Annotated in this window: 13 protein-coding genes and 2 pseudogenes; 11 read left to right on the top strand and 4 right to left on the bottom strand. The window is 65.2% G+C overall.

The features are described 5' to 3' along the window. Positions 1-29: 29 nt before the first annotated feature. From OKW40_RS05630 to OKW40_RS05615, 4 genes and pseudogenes are all read right to left on the bottom strand, one after another. Positions 30-1,266, bottom strand: a pseudogene (locus OKW40_RS05630) (molybdopterin molybdotransferase MoeA). A 245-nt stretch (positions 1,267-1,511) separates the two neighbouring features. After that, complete coding sequence (gene thrC, locus OKW40_RS05625) at positions 1,512-2,963, bottom strand: threonine synthase (RefSeq protein ID WP_187618792.1); 1,452 nt, start codon at positions 2,961-2,963, stop codon at positions 1,512-1,514. 8 nt (positions 2,964-2,971) lie between these two features. Beyond that, positions 2,972-4,303 carry a homoserine dehydrogenase gene (locus tag OKW40_RS05620; protein ID WP_429488660.1) on the bottom strand — a complete coding sequence of 444 codons (1,332 nt, stop codon included), beginning with the start codon at positions 4,301-4,303 and terminating at the stop codon, positions 2,972-2,974. Positions 4,304-4,405: 102 nt separating this feature from the next. Next, complete coding sequence (locus OKW40_RS05615) at positions 4,406-5,653, bottom strand: pyridoxal phosphate-dependent aminotransferase (RefSeq protein ID WP_429406179.1); 1,248 nt, start codon at positions 5,651-5,653, stop codon at positions 4,406-4,408. Between the two features lie 450 nt (positions 5,654-6,103). Here OKW40_RS05615 and OKW40_RS05610 point away from each other — a divergent pair, with 450 nt between their 5' ends. The 11 genes and pseudogenes from OKW40_RS05610 (at position 6,104) to OKW40_RS05560 (ending at position 16,939) form a co-directional block, all read left to right on the top strand. Next, on the top strand, positions 6,104-6,478 hold the full coding sequence (locus OKW40_RS05610; RefSeq protein WP_090804589.1) for an Mth938-like domain-containing protein: 375 nt from the start codon (positions 6,104-6,106) through the stop codon (positions 6,476-6,478). Between the two features lie 95 nt (positions 6,479-6,573). Beyond that, positions 6,574-8,418 carry a glycosyltransferase family 39 protein gene (locus OKW40_RS05605; protein ID WP_429488658.1) on the top strand — a complete coding sequence of 615 codons (1,845 nt, stop codon included), beginning with the start codon at positions 6,574-6,576 and terminating at the stop codon, positions 8,416-8,418. Between the two features lie 24 nt (positions 8,419-8,442). Further along, positions 8,443-8,814, top strand: a complete 372-nt coding sequence (locus OKW40_RS05600; RefSeq protein WP_013089326.1) for an SMR family transporter — start codon at positions 8,443-8,445, stop codon at positions 8,812-8,814. Positions 8,815-8,990: 176 nt separating this feature from the next. Further along, positions 8,991-10,142, top strand: coding sequence for a DegT/DnrJ/EryC1/StrS family aminotransferase (locus tag OKW40_RS05595; RefSeq protein ID WP_429488656.1), 1,152 nt, complete (start codon positions 8,991-8,993; stop codon positions 10,140-10,142). 6 nt (positions 10,143-10,148) lie between these two features. Continuing rightward, a pseudogene (locus tag OKW40_RS05590) lies at positions 10,149-11,193 on the top strand (glycosyltransferase). Then, positions 11,190-12,119 carry a formyltransferase gene (locus tag OKW40_RS05585; protein ID WP_429488654.1) on the top strand — a complete coding sequence of 310 codons (930 nt, stop codon included), beginning with the start codon at positions 11,190-11,192 and terminating at the stop codon, positions 12,117-12,119. Before OKW40_RS05590 ends, OKW40_RS05585 begins: the two are co-directional and overlap by 4 nt. Further along, positions 12,116-13,162: a bifunctional UDP-4-keto-pentose/UDP-xylose synthase gene (locus OKW40_RS05580; protein ID WP_429488652.1), complete on the top strand. Its 1,047-nt coding sequence runs from the start codon at positions 12,116-12,118 to the stop codon at positions 13,160-13,162. The genes OKW40_RS05585 and OKW40_RS05580 overlap by 4 nt, the downstream gene beginning before the upstream one ends. Positions 13,163-13,172: 10 nt before the next feature. Beyond that, positions 13,173-14,066, top strand: coding sequence for a polysaccharide deacetylase family protein (locus OKW40_RS05575; RefSeq protein WP_184029077.1), 894 nt, complete (start codon positions 13,173-13,175; stop codon positions 14,064-14,066). A 208-nt stretch (positions 14,067-14,274) separates the two neighbouring features. After that, complete coding sequence (locus OKW40_RS05570) at positions 14,275-14,736, top strand: peroxiredoxin (protein ID WP_429488649.1); 462 nt, start codon at positions 14,275-14,277, stop codon at positions 14,734-14,736. 117 nt (positions 14,737-14,853) lie between these two features. Further along, on the top strand, positions 14,854-14,988 hold the full coding sequence (locus OKW40_RS05565) for a hypothetical protein (RefSeq protein ID WP_260321379.1): 135 nt from the start codon (positions 14,854-14,856) through the stop codon (positions 14,986-14,988). Positions 14,989-15,091: 103 nt separating this feature from the next. Then, a complete protein-coding gene (locus OKW40_RS05560; RefSeq protein WP_429355456.1) occupies positions 15,092-16,939 on the top strand; it encodes a PhoH family protein in 1,848 nt (615 codons plus the stop codon). Positions 16,940-17,092: the final 153 nt, after the last annotated feature.

The raw sequence follows: 17,092 nt of genomic DNA, 5'->3' as shown, positions 1-17,092 counted from the left end.
TACGCCGCGCATGCCGCGCACGACCGGCCTCAGTTCAACAGTTCGGAAAACTGAATGAAGCGCACGGTTTCGCCGGCGCTGATCGCGTGGTTCGGCGGATTGTCGATCAGACCGTCACCCCACACGGTCGACGTCAACACGGCCGAACTCTGATTGGCAAACAGATCGAGCCCTCCCGCCACGTTGACGCGCGCGCGCAGGAACTCGTTGCGGCGATCGGCCTTGCCCTGCGTGAAGTCCGCGCGCAGCGACAGCGCGCGCGGCGCGACCGCCTGCACGCCGGCCAGCCGCAGTACGAACGGACGCACGAACAGCAGGAACGTCACGAAGCTCGACACCGGATTGCCGGGCAGGCCGATGAAAAACGTTTCGGCCGGCTCGCCCCCATTTGCACCACCCGCACCACCCGCACCACGCCGCACCGCGCCGAACGCGAGCGGCTTGCCCGGCTTCATGGCGATCTGCCACATCGACAGACGCCCTTCGGCCTCCACCGCCGGCTTCACGTGATCCTCCTCGCCGACCGACACGCCGCCGCAGGTGAGAATCAGATCGTGCGCCTCGGCGGCTTCGCGCAGCGTCGCGCGGGTCGCGTCGAGTTGATCGGCGACGATGCCATAGTCGGTCACGTCGCAGCCGAGCTTCTCGAGCAGGCCGCGCAGCGTGAATCGATTCGAGTTGTAGATCGCGCCGGGCTTCAGCGGCTCACCGGGCATCGTCAGTTCGTCGCCGGTGAAGAATACGGCGACCTTCACGCGGCGGCGCACCTCGAGCCGCGCGCATCCGACCGACGCGGCAAGCCCCAACGCCTGCGGCGTGAGCCGCGTGCCGGCCGGCAGGATCACCGAGCCCGCGCGAATATCGGCGCCCTGTGCGGTGATCCATTCGCCCGCCTGCGGACGATGCACGATCGTCACCTCGTCGCCAGCCGCCTCGGTCTGCTCCTGCATCACGACCGCGTCCGCGCCGGCGGGCACCGTCGCGCCGGTGAAGATGCGTGCCGCGCTATTGGGCGCGAGCGGCGTCGGCGCATGGCCGGCCGGAATGCGTTGCGAGACCGGCAGGCGGCTACCGTGCGCGAGATCGGCGATGCGGACCGCGTAGCCGTCCATCGCGCTCGTGTTCATCGGCGGCACGTCGAGCGGCGACGTCACGTCGGTGGCGAGCACGCGATTCAGCGCGTCGAGCGTCGGCAGCGTTTTCGATACCGTCGAGCGCGCGCGCGGCGTCGAGCAGGATCGCCAGCGCATCGGCAGTGGCGAGCATCGGGGCGCGGGGCGTGGGTGTGGACATCTGGAGGGGGGAAGCCGCAGGTTAAAAGAACATTGTAGCGGCCGATGCCGTTAGCCTGGGCGGCCGGGCGTTATGGGGAGCTTTTGGTGTTTTTTCGATGCGTGGCCGCCGAGGGTGCGGCCAGCGTTTTCTCGTAGTGCGGGCGTGGGCGTCGATCAACGTGAAGCGACGCGGCATCCCGCGTGAGCCGTAAAACGGCTCACGCGGCCCGCTCGCCCTTATTCGCCGGCATTCGCGACGATGAAGTCCTTCACCCGCTGCGCATCCGCGGGCACGACCTCGAAGCGCTGCGGCAGCGACTCGAGCCCCGAGAACGCCGCCGGCCGCTCCGGCTCGCGCAGCAGCGCCTCGCGGATCGTCTCGCCGAACTTGATCGGCTGCGCGGTCTCGAGCACGATCATCGGAATGCCGGGCTGCAGATGCTCGCGCGCGACCTTCACGCCGTCGGCCGTGTGCGTGTCGATCATCGTGTCGTAACGCTGGAACACGTCGCGGATCGTGTCGACGCGGGTGTCGTGGCTGCTGCTGCCCGACACGAAACCGAACTCCCTTACGCGCGCGAAGTCGCCACTTGCCGCGAGATCGAAACCGCCCTTCTCCTCGACGTCGCGGAACAATTGCAGCACGCGCGCCGGATCGCGGCCGAGCAGGTCGTACACGAAGCGCTCGAAGTTCGATGCCTTCGAGATGTCCATGCTCGGGCTGCTCGTGTGATACGTCTCGGCCGCCTTGCGTACGCGGTAAATACCAGTGCGGAAGAACTCGTCGAGCACGTCGTTCTCGTTGGTCGCGACGACGAGCTTCTCGATCGGTAGACCCATCATGCGCGCGATATGACCCGCGCACACGTTGCCGAAGTTGCCCGACGGCACCGTGAACGACACGCGCTCGGCGTTCGACTTCGTCGCGGCAAAGTAGCCCTTGAAGTAATAGACGACCTGCGCGACGACACGCGCCCAGTTGATCGAATTGACCGTGCCGATCTTGTACTTCGCCTTGAACGCGTGATCGTTCGACACCGCCTTCACGATGTCCTGCGCGTCGTCGAACACGCCTTGCACCGCGAGGTTGAAGATGTTCGGGTCTTGCAGGCTGTACATCTGCGCGGTCTGGAACGCGCTCATCTTTTTGTGCGGCGACAGCATGAACACGCGGATGCCCTTCTTGCCGCGCATCGCGTATTCAGCGGCGCTGCCGGTGTCGCCCGACGTCGCACCGAGAATGTTCAGCGTTTCGCCATGCTTCGCGAGCGCGTACTCGAACAGGTTGCCGATCAGCTGCATTGCCATGTCCTTGAACGCGAGCGTCGGACCGTTCGACAGTTCGAGCAGCGACAGCGGCGCGCCGTCTTCGACGCCAAGCGTCTTCAGCGGCGTGATCTGCGCGGCGCTTTCGTCGTCGCGCACGTTGCAGTAGGTCGCGGCCGTATAGGTCTTGCGCGTCAGTGCGCGCAGGTGGTCGGCGGGAATGTCGTCGCAGAACTTCGACAGGATCTCGAAGGCGAGATCCGCGTACGGCAGCGTGCGCCAGCGCGTGAGTTCGTCGGCGGTGACGCGCGGATAGTCGGCCGGCAGATACAGGCCGCCGTCTTTCGCGAGACCGCCGAGCAGGATCTCGGAGAAGGTATGGCGCTCGCCGGCTCCGGCGCCGCGCGTGGAGAGGTAGTTCATAGTTCGGCCTAGTTCAGCGCTTCCATGCGCAGCTTCGTGACTTGCGAGACGACGGTCTCGAGCGCCTCGATCGACCTGATCGCGGCATTGACCTGCTTTTCGACCGTCTCGTGCGTGATCAGCAGAATGTCGGTTTCGCCCTTGCCGTTCGCGTCGACGAGCTCCGATTCCTTTTGCAGCAGCGCGTCGATCGAAATGCCGGTGTCCGCCAGAATGCGCGTGATGTCGGCGAGCACGCCGGTCACGTCGGCGACGCGCAGGCGCAGGTAGTAGCCGCTCGTGACTTCTTCGATCGGCAGGATCGGGGTGTTCGACAGGCTGTCCGGCTGGAATGCCAGATGCGGCACGCGGTGCTCGGGGTCGGCCGTGTGCAGACGCGTCACGTCGACGAGATCGGCGACCACGGCGGAAGCCGTCGGCTCGGCGCCCGCGCCCTTGCCGTAGTACAGCGTCGTGCCGACCGCGTCGCCATGCACGACGACCGCGTTCATCGCGCCTTCCACATTCGCGAGCAGGCGCTTTTCCGGAATCAACGTGGGGTGCACGCGCAGCTCGATGCCCTTGTCGGTGCGGCGCGTGATGCCGAGCAGCTTGATGCGGTAGCCGAGCTCCTCAGCGTATCTGATGTCGATCGCGGCGAGCTTGCTGATGCCTTCGACGTACGCGCGGTCGAACTGCACCGGCACGCCGAACGCGATCGCGCTCATGATCGTCGCTTTGTGCGCCGCGTCGACGCCCTCGATGTCGAAGGTCGGGTCGGCTTCCGCGTAGCCGAGCTCCTGCGCGGCCTTCAGCGCGGTCGCGAAATCGAGCCCGCGGTCACGCATCTCCGACAGGATGTAGTTCGTCGTGCCGTTGATGATGCCCGCGATGTACTGGATGCGGTTCGCCGTCAGCCCTTCGCGCAGTGCCTTGATGATCGGAATGCCACCCGCCACCGCCGACTCGAACGCGACCATCACGCCGTTCGCGCGCGCCGCCTCGAAAATCTCCGTGCCATGCACCGCGAGCAGCGCCTTGTTGGCGGTGACCACGTGCTTGCCGTTGTTGATCGCGCGCAGCACGAGGTCGCGCGCGATGCCGGTGCCGCCGATCATTTCCGCGACGATCGCGATCGAAGGATCGTCGACGAGCGCGTTGAAGTCATCGGTCAGCGCCACGCTGCCGGCTTCGCCGCCGAGCGCCGCGGTCGCCTTGGCCGGGTTGCGCACGGCAATGCGCGCAATCTCGATGCCGCGACCCGCGCGACGTTTGATTTCTTCCTGATTGCGGCGCAGTACCGTGAAGGTCCCGCTGCCTACCGTGCCGAAGCCCAGCAGTCCAACTTTGATCGGTTCCATGCAGCGTGTGTTTCTAGTAGAGGTTTGAAAAGGGTGTCGGGGGTGGCACGAGCGGCGCGCCTCATTTGACACATCAGGCGCCACATCGTACGCGACCCCGGCTCAGGCTGTGTGACGTTTGCGGTAGCCGTCGAGGAAGCGCGCGATCCGGTTGATCGAATCCGCGAGGTCGTCGACGTTCGGCAGGAACACGACACGGAAGTGATCCGGCGTCTTCCAGTTGAAGCCAGTGCCCTGCACGAGCAGCACGCGCTCTTCGAGCAGCAGGTCGAGGATGAACTGCTGGTCGTTCTGGATCGGATACACCTTCGGGTCGAGGCGCGGGAACATGTACAGCGCCGCCTCGGGCTTCACGCAGCTCACGCCGGGGATCGCCGTCAGCATGTCGTAGGCGAGCTCGCGCTGCTTGTACAGGCGCCCGCCCGGCACGATCAGGTCGTTGATGCTCTGATAGCCGCCGAGCGCGGTCTGGATCGCGTACTGGCCGGGCACGTTCGGACACAGCCGCATCGACGCGAGAATGCCGAGCCCCTCCAGATAGTCTTTCGCGAGCCGGCGGTTCTCGCCGGTCAGGCCCGAAATGGCCATCCAGCCGGCGCGATAGCCGCACGAGCGGTAGCTCTTCGACAGGCTGTTGAACGTGACGGTCAGCACGTCTTCGGACAGCGACGCCATCGACGTGTGCGTCTTGCCGTCGTAGACGATCTTGTCGTACACCTCGTCGGCGAAGATCACGAGGCCGTGCTGGCGCGCGATCTCGATCAGGCCGAGCAGCAGTTCGTCCGAGTACAGCGCGCCGGTCGGGTTGTTCGGGTTGATCACGACCAGCGCGCGCGTGTTCGGCGTGATTTTCGCGCGGATGTCATCGAGGTCGGGCATCCAGCTATTCGACTCGTCGCAGATGTAGTGCACCGGCGTGCCGCCCGCGAGGCTCACGCCGGCGGTCCACAGCGGGTAATCGGGCGCGGGCAGCAGCACTTCGTCGCCGTCGTTGATGAGGCCCTGGAGCGCCATCACGATCAGCTCGGACGCGCCGTTGCCGATGTAGACGTCGTCCAGTTCGACGCCGTGCACGCCCTTTTTCTGCGTGTAGTGCATGATCGCCTTGCGCGCGGCGAACACGCCCTTCGAGTCGGAGTAGCCCGACGAGCTGGGCAGGTTCAGGATCATGTCCTGAATGATCTCGTCCGGCGCCTCGAAGCCGAACGGTGCCAGATTGCCGATGTTCAGCTTGATGATGCGGTGACCCTCTTCTTCGAGCCGCTTCGCATGTTCGAGGACGGGCCCGCGAATGTCGTAGCAGACATTCAGCAACTTGTTGGATTTGAGAATTGGTTTCACGGCGGGCACTTCATCCTGGTTGATGGCTGGGGCAAACCTTGGGCAAACGGGGCCTGGCTGACGACGCCGGGCCGCTCGGATTCACCGCTACGGGGAATTCGGACGCGGCGGCGCCGGCGGCCAGTCGCGAAATGGGGTCGAACTGTCGAGCGGCCGCGGCTTTCCGGGTTCCGGCGTGGAAAAAAACGCAGCGAAAGCGGGCGATGCCAACCCAGGTGGCCGGTGGGCCACGCCGATGCGCCCAGCGCGGCTTGTGGCGGCACTTGAGCGAGGGGCGCCGCAAGGCGGCTAAAAAGTTATAATTTAGCGGATTTTGGCAGACTTCCGCAATGCACCACCCGCATCGGCAAGCCTTTTCGGCCTTCTCGTGTGCCACACGCGTCGAACCGCGCGGCCTGTGCGACGTGCAGCCAGGCCGGCAACACGCATGACGTCTCACGACGACTTCGGAAAACCAATTTGAAATTACATCAGGATTCCAGCGGCGCGCTCAATACCGTTACCGGCTACGGCGCCGACTACGTCGAAATCAATCTGGTGCGTCACGCGGGCAGTATTCTCGTGCTGCCGGACGCGCCGGTCATTCCCTGGCCCGTCTCGTCGTTCGAGCAGTTGAGCGCCGAGCATTTCGCGATGCTGGTCGACGCCGCGCCCGAAGTGGTCGTGTTCGGCAGCGGCGAGCGGCTGCGCTTCCCGCACCCGCGCCTGACCGCCGCGCTGACCGCGAAACGCATCGGCGTAGAAACGATGGACTTCAAGGCCGCCTGCCGCACCTACAACATTCTGATGGCCGAGGGCCGCAAGGTCGCGGCCGCGTTGCTGATCGAGGCCTGAGCGTGCCTGGCGCCGGCGCACCCGGCCGGCCCGGTTCTGGCCCCCCGCGGCGCGCCCGTGCGCGCGCCGTCGATAACAAGAAGGGTTGATATTTCATGAACGATACGCCGTCGAGGCTACCGCTCAATCGCACCGCGATCCTGTTGCTGGTGCTGGTTCTCGCCGTGATCTGGTTCGTGCCGCTCGGTTGGCGCCATCTGCTGCCGAGCGACGAAGGCCGCTACGCCGAAATGGCGCGCGAAATGTTTCTGACCGGCGACTGGATCACGCCGCGCTACAACGGCTACAAGTACTTCGAGAAGCCGCCGCTGCAAACCTGGGCGAACGCGCTGACGTTCGCGTGGTTCGGCATCGGCGAATGGCAGGCGCGCCTCTACACCGCGCTGACGGGCTTCGCCGGCGTGCTGCTGATCGGCTTTACCGGCGCCCGCGTGTTCAACGCGGCGACCGGCGTGTTCGCGGCACTCGTGCTCGCCTGTTCGCCGTACTGGAACCTGATGGGCCACTTCAATACGCTCGACATGGGCCTGTCGCTCTGGATGGCGCTCACGCTGTGCGCGCTGCTGCTCGCCCAGCGCCCGAACCTGCGGCCCCCATGCGTGCGCGGCTGGATGTGGGTGTGCTGGGCGTCGATGGCGCTGGCGGTGCTCTCCAAGGGCCTGGTCGGGCTGATCCTGCCGGGCGCGGTGCTGGTGCTCTATACGCTGATCGCGCGCGACTGGGCGCTGTGGAAGCGTCTGCATCTGGTGAGCGGGCTGATCGTTTTTCTCGCGATCGTGACGCCGTGGTTCGTCCTCGTGCAGCAGCGCAATCCGGAATTCCTGAACTTCTTCTTCGTCGTTCAGCAGTTCAAGCGCTATCTGACGCCCGAGCAGAATCGCCCCGGCGCGTTCTACTACTTCGTGCCAGTACTGCTGGTGGGCTTCCTGCCGTGGCTGTCGGTAACCGTGCAAAGCGTGCGCCACGCGTGGCGCCAGCCGCGTCAGCCGAACGGCTTCGCGCCGGTCACGCTGATGCTCACGTGGATCGTCTTCATTTTCCTGTTCTTCAGCGCGTCGCACTCGAAGCTGCTGTCCTACACGCTGCCGATCGCGCCGCCGATCGCGATGCTGATCGGCATGTATCTGCCGCTCGTCACGCGCGAGCAGCTGCGCCGGCATCTGGCGGGCTACGCGCTGTTTTTCGTGGTCGCCGCGTTCGCGGCGCTGTTCCTGCCGCGCTTCGGCACTGCGCGCAATCCGGCCGAGCTGTATGCCGAATACCGCGTGTGGGTGCTCGCCGCGCTAGCCGTCGCGTTCGTGCTCACGCTGTTCGCGCTGTGGCTGAACCGCCGCGGCCAGGGCGGCGTGGGCGCCAACGCGCGAGTCGGTCTCGGCAGCCTCGCCGCGTTCGGCGCGGGCTGGCTGCTGCTCGGCACCATCGCGGGCACCGGCCACGACGTGTTCGGGCGCCTGAGTTCCGGCGCGCCGCTCGCGCCCGCGATCAAGGCCGAGCTCGCGAAGCTGCCGCCCGACACGCCGTTCTACTCGGTCGGCGTGCTCGACCACACGCTGCCGTTCTACGTCGGCCACACGATGATCATGGTCGCGCACCCGGACGAGCTCGCATTCGGCGTGTCCGTCGAGCCGCAAAAATGGGTGCCGACGGTCGACGCGTGGATCGAGCGCTGGAAGGCCGATCGCTACGCGCTCGCGCTGATCCCGCCGCCGACCTACGACCGCCTCGTCAAGCAAGGCGTGCCGATGCAGGTGATCGCGCGCGATCCGCGCCGCGTGGTGGTGATGAAGCCGCTCGCCGACGCGGCTCCCGCCGCCGCCCCGGCCGCAGCGGCGGCAGCAGCGCCCGCTACCCCCGCTAACGCCGCCTCGGCAGTCGCGGAAGTGAGGCCCGCGGCATCGGCCACGCCGGCCCCCGTCTCCGCACCCGCGGCAAAGCCCTAACCCTTTCGAGAACCAGACCGTTCGATGAACCCGATTTCCCTGTTCTGCATCCTGGCCGGCGTCACGCTGAATGCCGGCGCGCAGCTGCTGCTCAAGGCCGGCACGAATGCCGTTGGACACTTCGAATTCACCCGTGCGAACATCCTGCCCATCGGCTTCAAGCTGGCAACCCAGCCGCCGATCATCGGCGGACTCGCCTGCTACGTGATCAGCGTGGCGGTGTGGATCATCGGGCTCTCGCGCGTGGACGTGTCGATCGCCTATCCGATGCTGTCACTTGGCTACGTCGTCAACGCGATCGCCGCGTGGTACCTGTTCGGCGAAGTGATGTCGGTGCAGAAGCTGGTCGGCATCGGCATCATTCTCGTCGGCGTGGTCGTGCTCGCGCGCAGCTAGGCGCGGCGCCCCGCGTGGGAACCGGCGCGGCACACGCGCCGCCTAAGCGTGACGTAAGGTAGGCCGCGGTAAGCTGAGCGGTTGCGTTTTTTAAGCCGCGGCCTTGGGTTTGCGGGTAGTTTGTGGTTTACTTCGCGCCCGTCGGGCCGCGCCCCTTTCAATCGAGCGATGCATTCATGAGCCAGTCACAAGTCCCGTTTTTGCCGTTTGTCAAACCCGAGATCGACGAGGAAACGATCCAGGGCGTCGCCGACGTGCTGCGTTCCGGCTGGATCACCACCGGCCCGCAGAACCAGAAGTTCGAGGCCGCGCTGTCCGAGTTCTGCGGCGGCCGCCCGGTGCGCACCTTCAATTCCGGTACCGCGACGCTCGAAATCGGCCTGCGCATCGCCGGCGTCGGTCCCGGCGACGAAGTGATCACGACGCCGGCCACCTGGGTGTCGACCTGCAACGTGATCCTCGAAACCGGCGCGACGCCAGTGTTCGCCGACATCGACCCGATCACGCGCAACATCGATCTCGACCTGCTCGAAAAAGCGATCACGCCGCGCACCAAGGCGTTGCTGCCGGTGTTCCTGTCGGGCCTGCCGGTCGACATGGACCGTCTGTACGGGATCGCCCGCGCGCACGAGCTGCGCGTGATCGAAGACGCCGCGCAGGCATTCGGCTCCACCTGGAACGGCGAGCGCATCGGCAAGCTCGGCGACATCGTGTCGTTCAGCTTCCACGCGAACAAGAACCTGACCTCCGTCGAAGGCGGCGCGCTGGTGCTGAACAACGAGGAAGAAGCGGTGCTCGCGCAGAAGTACCGGCTGCAGGGCATCACGCGCACCGGCTTCGACGGCATGGACTGCGACGTGCTCGGCGGCAAGTACAACCTGACCGACGTCGCCGCGCGTGTCGGCCTCGGCCAGCTGCCGCATCTCGAGCGCTTCATCGCGCAGCGCAAGAAGCTCGTGCGCGCATACTTCGCGGAACTCGAAGGCGGCGCGGCCGTTCAGCTCGGCGTCGGCCTACCGCCCGCGGACTTCGAAAACAGCAACTGGCACATGTTCCAGATCACGCTGCCGCTCGAAAAGCTGTCGATCGACCGCGCCGGCTTCATGGGCGAGCTGAAGGAGCGCGGCATCGGCTCGGGCGTGCACTACCCGGCGCTGCACCTGTTTTCCCTGTACCGCGCGCGCGGCTTCAAGGAAGGCATGTTCCCGCACGCGGAGCGCTTCGGCGCCACCACCGTCACGCTGCCACTCTTCACGCTGATGAACGAGGGCGACGTCGAGCGCGTGTGCCGCGCGGTCAACGAAATTTGCGAACACTACGGAAAATAAGCGGACATGACTTATTCGGAACATCGCGCCGTCGCACCGGAAGTGTCGATCATCATTCCGGGTGTACAACGAGGAAGCCGGACTGGCCGCGCTGTTCGCGCGCCTCTATCCGGCGCTCGACGCGCTCGGCACCGGTTATGAAGTGATCTTCATCAACGACGGCAGCCGCGACAAATCCGCGGCGCTGCTCGCCGGGCAGTTCCGCGCGCGCCCCGACACCACGCGCGTGATCCTGCTGAACGGTAACTACGGCCAGCACATGGCGATTCTCGCGGGCTTCGAGCAGTCGCGCGGCGACATCGTGATCACGCTCGACGCCGACCTGCAGAATCCGCCCGAGGAAATCGGCAAGCTCGTCGCGAAGATGCGCGAAGGTTTCGACTACGTCGGCACGATCCGTCGGCAGCGCCAGGACAGCCTGTGGCGCCGCAAGGCGTCGCGCGCGATGAATCATCTGCGCGAGCGCATCACGCGCATCAAGATGACCGACCAGGGCTGCATGCTGCGCGCGTACAGCCGCCATATCGTCGATACGATCAACCGCTGCGGCGAAATCAACACGTTCATCCCGGCGCTCGCGTACACGTTCGCGCAGAATCCGGTGGAAATCGAGGTCGCGCACGAGGAACGCTTCGCCGGTGAGTCGAAGTACTCGCTGTACTCGCTGATCCGTCTGAATTTCGACCTCGTCACCGGCTTCTCGGTGGTGCCGCTGCAATGGCTGTCGTTCATCGGCGTGATCCTGTCGCTAGGGTCCGCGGCGCTGTTCGTCCTGCTGCTGATTCGCCGTTTCATCATCGGCGCGGAAGTGCAAGGTGTGTTCACGCTGTTCGCCATCACGTTCTTCCTGCTCGGCGTGATCATCTTCGCGCTCGGCCTGCTCGGTGAATACATCGGCCGGATCTATCAGCAGGTGCGTGCGCGGCCGCGTTATCTGGTGCAGACCATTCTCGAGCAACGCGACGGCGGGGCCGTCGCCGAAGCGCCGCGTCAGACCGTCGTGCAAGGCGTGCAGCCGGTGCCGGTCGCCGACCAGGGACACCATCCATGAAGCCGCGCGCCGTCGTATTCGCGTATCACAACGTCGGCGTGCGCTGCCTGCAGGTGCTGCTCGCGCGCGGCGTCGAGGTCGCGCTCGTCGTGACCCACGAAGACAACCCGAGCGAGAACATCTGGTTCGGCAGCGTCGCGTCGGTGGCAGCCGGGCACGGCATTGCCGTCGTCACGCCGGCCGATCCGAAGAGCCCCGAACTGCGCGCCGCGGTGAGCGCCGCGCGGCCGGACTTCATCTTCTCGTTCTACTACCGCCACATGTTGCCGCTCGACCTGCTCGCGATCGCCGCACGGGGCGCTTACAACATGCACGGCTCGCTGTTGCCGAAGTATCGCGGCCGCGTGCCGACCAACTGGGCGGTGCTCAACGGCGAAAGCGAAACCGGCGCAACGCTGCACGAAATGGCCGCGAAGCCCGACGCCGGCGCGATCATTGCGCAAACACCGGTGCCGATCCTGCCCGACGACACCGCCGCGCAGGTCTTCGACAAGGTCACGGTCGCCGCCGAGCAAACGCTGTGGCGCGTGCTGCCGGCGCTGCTCGCGGGCGAGGCGCCGCATCTGCCGAACGATCTCGCGCATGGCAGCTACTACGGCGGGCGCAAACCGGAAGACGGCCGCATCGACTGGAATCAGTCCGCGCAACAGGTCTACAACCTGATCCGCGCGGTCGCGCCGCCGTATCCGGGCGCTTTCGCCGAGCTGAACGGGCGCCGTTTCATCGTCGCGCGCGCGCGTCTGGCCGCGCCCGGCGCGCTCCGCTCGGATTTGCCCCCGGGCCTGCACGTAAGCGATAATGCCGTTTTCGCGATCTGCGGCGACGGCCGCGCGATCAACATCCACGAATTGCGGCACCAGCACGACGGCGGCGAGTCTGCCGTCAGTCCGGCGGAGTTCGCCCAGCTCATCCAATCTCATTCATGAAAAAAGTCCTGATTCTGGGTGTGAATGGCTTCATCGGCCATCACCTGTCCAAACGCATTCTCGAAACCACCGACTGGGAAGTGTTCGGGATGGACATGCAGACCGAACGTCTCGGCGACCTCGTCAATCATGAGCGGATGCACTTCTTCGAAGGCGACATCACGATCAACAAGGAATGGGTCGAATATCACGTCAAGAAGTGCGATGTGATTCTGCCGCTCGTCGCGATCGCCACGCCCGCAACGTATGTGAAGCAGCCGCTGCGCGTGTTCGAACTCGACTTCGAGGCGAACCTGCCGATCGTGCGTTCAGCCGTCAAGTACGGCAAGCATCTGGTGTTTCCGTCGACCTCCGAGGTCTACGGCATGTGCACGGACGAGCAGTTCGATCCGGAAGAATCGCAGCTGTCGTACGGCCCGATCAACAAGCCGCGCTGGATCTACGCGTGCTCGAAGCAGCTGATGGACCGCGTGATCTGGGGCTACGGCATGGAAGGCCTGAACTTCACGCTGTTCCGTCCGTTCAACTGGATCGGCCCGGGCCTCGACTCGATCTACACGCCGAAGGAAGGTAGCTCGCGCGTGGTCACGCAGTTCCTCGGCCACATCGTGCGCGGCGAGAACATCAGCCTCGTCGATGGCGGCGCGCAGAAGCGCGCGTTCACGGACATCGACGACGGCATCAGCGCGCTGATGAAGATCATCGAGAACAGGAACGGCGTCGCCACCGGCAAGATCTACAACATCGGCAACCCGATCAACAACTTCTCGGTGCGTGAGCTCGCGCACAAGATGCTGGCACTCGCGGCCGAATTCCCCGAATACGCGGACTTGGCCAGGAAGGTGCAACTGGTCGAAACGTCGTCGGGCGCGTACTACGGCAACGGCTATCAGGACGTGCAGAACCGCGTGCCGAAGATCGACAACACGAAGCAGGAACTCAGCTGGGCACCCACGTCGACTTTCGACGAAGCGCTGCGCAAGATTTTCGAAGCGTATCGCGGCCACGTCGCGGAAGCCCGCGCACTCGTCGAACAGCAATAAGGGCGCGTCCTTGGCTCGCATCGTCTTGAAGATCGACGTCGACACGCTGCGCGGCACCCGCGAAGGCGTGCCGAATCTCGCGCGCATCTTCGACCGCTTCAAGGCGCGCGCCACCTTCCTGTTCAGCCTCGGGCCCGACCACACCGGTTGGGCGATGCGCCGCGTGCTGCGGCCGGGCTTTCTGAAGAAGGTGTCGCGCACGTCGGTGGTCGAGCATTACGGCGTCAGGCAGTTGATGTACGGCGTGCTGCTGCCCGGTCCGGACATCGGCGCGAAGGCCGCGGCCGAGATGCGCGCGATCCACGAAGCCGGCTTCGAGTGCGGCATCCATACGTGGGATCACGTGTACTGGCAGGACAACGTGCGCGCCAAAGATCGCGCGTGGACCGTCGCGCAGATGCAGCGGAGCCACGCGCGGTTCATCGAGATATTCGGCGCGCCGCCCGTCACGCACGGCGCCGCGGGCTGGCAGATGAACGGCCACGCGTTCGAGCAGATCGACGCGTGGGGCATGCGCTACGCTTCCGACGGCCGTGGCCACTCGCCATATCTGCCGGTGGTCGACGGCAGGACGCTGAAGCACGTGCAGATGCCGACCACGCTCCCGACGCTCGACGAAGTGCTCGGTGTCGATGGTGTCGATACGCACAACGTCGCCGCGTGGATGCTGAAACAAACTGAAAAAAATCCGCACGACCAGGTGTTCACGCTGCACGCGGAACTCGAAGGACAGAAACTCGCGCCGGTTTTCGAACAGTTGCTCGAAGGCTGGCGCGCCCAGGGCCACACGTTCGCGACGATGGGCGATTACTACGCCACGCTAGACCGCGACACGCTGCCATCGTACCCTGTCGCGTGGGGCGAGATTCCGGGACGCTCCGGCGAACTGATCGTCCAGCCCTGAAGGCCCGCGACGCAGGAGTCGTTGGAAGGCGCGCCGCTTGTTGCCCGCCCGTTGCCCGCCTGTTGCCCGCCTGTTACCCGCTTCCTTGCCGGGTCTGACGATCGGACAACCGCGCGCCGACCGTATTCCCGAACAACAACAACCTCAACGACAGACCGGCCGACGCCGCGGCACCTAGCGACGCCAGCCCCAACAACCGGAGAACCTCGTGTCCATCGCAGTCGACCAACCCATCCCCGACTTCACCGCCACCGCGACGGGCGGCGAAATCACGCTGTCAAAGCTGCGGGGCAAGAAGGTGGTGCTGTATTTCTATCCGAAGGACAACACGCCGGGCTGCACGACCGAAGGGTTGCAGTTCCGCGATCTGTATCCGAAGTTCAAGAAAGCCGGCGCGGAAGTGATCGGCGTGTCGCGCGACAGCCTGCGTTCGCATGACAACTTCAAGGCTAAGCTCGAACTACCCTTCCCGCTGATTTCCGACCCGGAAGAAACGCTGTGCGCCCTCTTCGCCGTCATTAAAATGAAGAAAATGTATGGCAAAGAGGTACGGGGAATCGAGCGCTCCACGTTCCTCATCGACGCCGATGGCGTGCTGCGCCACGAGTGGCGCGGCGTTAAAGTGCCGGGCCACGTCGACGACATTCTGGAGGCTGTACAAGCGCTTTGATGCGCGTTATATTGGCCCGCAATGAGTGCCTGTCCACCCCACATTGTTCTCCGCTGCGCCAGCCCTGACGGCCGCCTGACCGGATCCACCGGTGCCGTTCGGAGCGTGAGGCGCAACGTGAGCATCATCGTCGAGCCGCTTGCCCCGAATGCCGGGGCGGCGGCTTTTTTAATTGCGCGCGACCGTTCGTTCATTGGTTCGCGCGCTTCCGTCAAGGAGCCTATCGAAAACCAGGCGAACCGGCATCTCTAGACCGAATGCGCGCCTCCTCGCGCAGACTCGATGTCCCGTGAGGGCATCGTCAGAATGCGACGGGCGGCGCACGATATGTGACCCGATCATTTCGAGGGAAACCATGCCTTTGCCTACTCCCCCCAACAAGCTCGGCAATCTTTTGTCGCCTGACGAATACAAGGCCAAAGCCGTCACGCCCGCGCGCTCCGCCGCGAAAAAACAGGCGCGTGAAGGGGAATCCGCAGAGTCGGCCGATTACGGCCGCGTCAATGTCGCGACACCGATGGCGCACGCTGCCAACGCCGCCACCACGTTGTGGCCCGTGCCCGCCGTCGAGTCGCCGCCCGCCGCGCAACCCGCGCCCGCGCGCGGCCGCAAGACCAGGCAGACCGCCGCGCTGTTGCAGCCGGTTCCGTCCGCACGCCCGCAGTTCGAAGCCGACGCGACAGAAGCGCAGCCGGTCGTCGCACGCGCGCCTGCCGCGAAGCAGCGCACGGACGAAACAGCCGCCGCGCCCGCCGCAGCGAGCCCTGCCGCCACGCGCAAGAAACGTGGCACGGGCGCCACGCCAGCCGAGGTGCAGAAGCTTTTCGTGCTCGACACCAACGTGCTGATGCACGATCCGAGCTGCCTGTTTCGCTTCGAGGAGCACGACGTCTATCTGCCGATGATGACGTTGGAAGAGCTCGACAACCACAAGAAGGGAATGTCGGAAGTCGCGCGTAACGCGCGTCAGGTGAGCCGCACGCTCGACGCGCTCGTCGCGAACGCGGGCGACATGGCCGACGGCATTTCGCTCGCGCGTCTGGGCAGCCGCGAGGCGTCCGGGCGGCTGTACTTCCAGACCCGACTGACCGCGATCGAGCCGGTCGAAGGTCTGCCCGAAGGCAAGGCCGACAACCAGATCCTCGGCGTCGTGCGCGCGCTGCAGCGCGATCGCGCGGATCGCCAGGTCGTGCTGGTGTCGAAAGACATCAACATGCGCATCAAGGCGCATGCGCTCGGTCTGCCCGCCGAAGACTACTTCAACGACCAGGTGCTCGAGGACAGCGACCTGCTGTACACGGGCATCCGCGCCCTGCCGCAAGACTTCTGGACCAGGCACGCGAAGGGCATGGAAAGCTGGCAGGACACGAAAACCGGCACCACGTACTACCGCGTGACGGGTCCGCTGTGCGCGTCGATGCTGGTCAACGAGTTCGTTTATCTGGAGCCGCAGAACGGCGAGCCCGCGTTTCATGCGCTGGTGCGCGAACTGAACGGCAAGACCGCGCTGCTGCAAACGCTGCGTGACTATGGCCACCACAAGAACAACGTGTGGGGCATCACGGCGCGCAATCGCGAGCAGAACTTCGCGCTGAACCTGCTGATGAATCCGGACATCGACTTCGTCACGCTGCTCGGCCAGGCCGGCACCGGCAAGACGCTGGTCGCACTCGCGGCGGGTCTCGCGCAGGTGCTCGACGACAAGCGCTACAACGAGATCATCGTGACGCGCGCGACGGTGCCGGTCGGCGAAGACATCGGCTTTCTGCCGGGCACCGAAGAGGAAAAGATGCAGCCGTGGATGGGTGCGTTCGACGACAACCTCGAAGTGCTGCAGAAAACCGACGACGCCGCCGGCGAATGGGGCCGCGCCGCGACCCAGGAGCTGATCCGCTCGCGCCTGAAGATCAAGAGCATGAACTTCATGCGCGGCCGCACGTTCGTCGACAAGTATCTGATCATCGACGAGGCGCAGAACCTGACGCCGAAACAGATGAAGACGCTCGTCACGCGCGCGGGTCCGGGCACGAAGATCATCTGCCTTGGCAACATCGCGCAGATCGATACGCCTTACCTGACCGAGGGCAGTTCGGGCCTGACCTACGTGGTCGATCGCTTCAAGGGCTGGGCGCACAGCGGACACGTAACGCTGGCGCGCGGCGAGCGCTCGCGCCTCGCTGACTACGCGTCGGAGATTCTCTAGACGTCGTTCGCCGGTTTTTTTTCCGGCTTTTGATCGCAGGCCGCGTCCGGTTCGTTCCGGACGCGGCCTTTTTATTGCGCCGGCGTTCCACGCGGGCAACACTTAGCGCACAAACTTCAAGTAATTTATCAACAATTCTTGCCGCAGCCTTGT

Origin of the sequence: Paraburkholderia sp. RAU6.4a (genome assembly GCF_050435625.1) — a bacterium.
Classification (GTDB): domain Bacteria; phylum Pseudomonadota; class Gammaproteobacteria; order Burkholderiales; family Burkholderiaceae; genus Paraburkholderia; species Paraburkholderia tuberum.
This window is presented reverse-complemented; position numbering and strand designations above follow the sequence as displayed.

Bases quoted from the DNA above. Each gene is read 5' to 3' on its own strand.
- OKW40_RS05605 (WP_429488658.1), top strand. From the start codon at position 6,574: ATGAACGATACGCCGTCGAGGCTACCGCTCAATCGCACCGCGATCCTG.
- OKW40_RS05600 (WP_013089326.1), top strand. From the start codon at position 8,443: ATGAACCCGATTTCCCTGTTCTGCATCCTGGCCGGCGTCACGCTGAAT.
- thrC (WP_187618792.1), bottom strand. From the start codon at position 2,963: ATGAACTACCTCTCCACGCGCGGCGCCGGAGCCGGCGAGCGCCATACC.
- OKW40_RS05595 (WP_429488656.1), top strand. From the start codon at position 8,991: ATGAGCCAGTCACAAGTCCCGTTTTTGCCGTTTGTCAAACCCGAGATC.
- OKW40_RS05620 (WP_429488660.1), bottom strand. From the start codon at position 4,303: ATGGAACCGATCAAAGTTGGACTGCTGGGCTTCGGCACGGTAGGCAGC.
- OKW40_RS05585 (WP_429488654.1), top strand. From the start codon at position 11,190: ATGAAGCCGCGCGCCGTCGTATTCGCGTATCACAACGTCGGCGTGCGC.
- OKW40_RS05580 (WP_429488652.1), top strand. From the start codon at position 12,116: ATGAAAAAAGTCCTGATTCTGGGTGTGAATGGCTTCATCGGCCATCAC.
- OKW40_RS05560 (WP_429355456.1), top strand. From the start codon at position 15,092: ATGCCTTTGCCTACTCCCCCCAACAAGCTCGGCAATCTTTTGTCGCCT.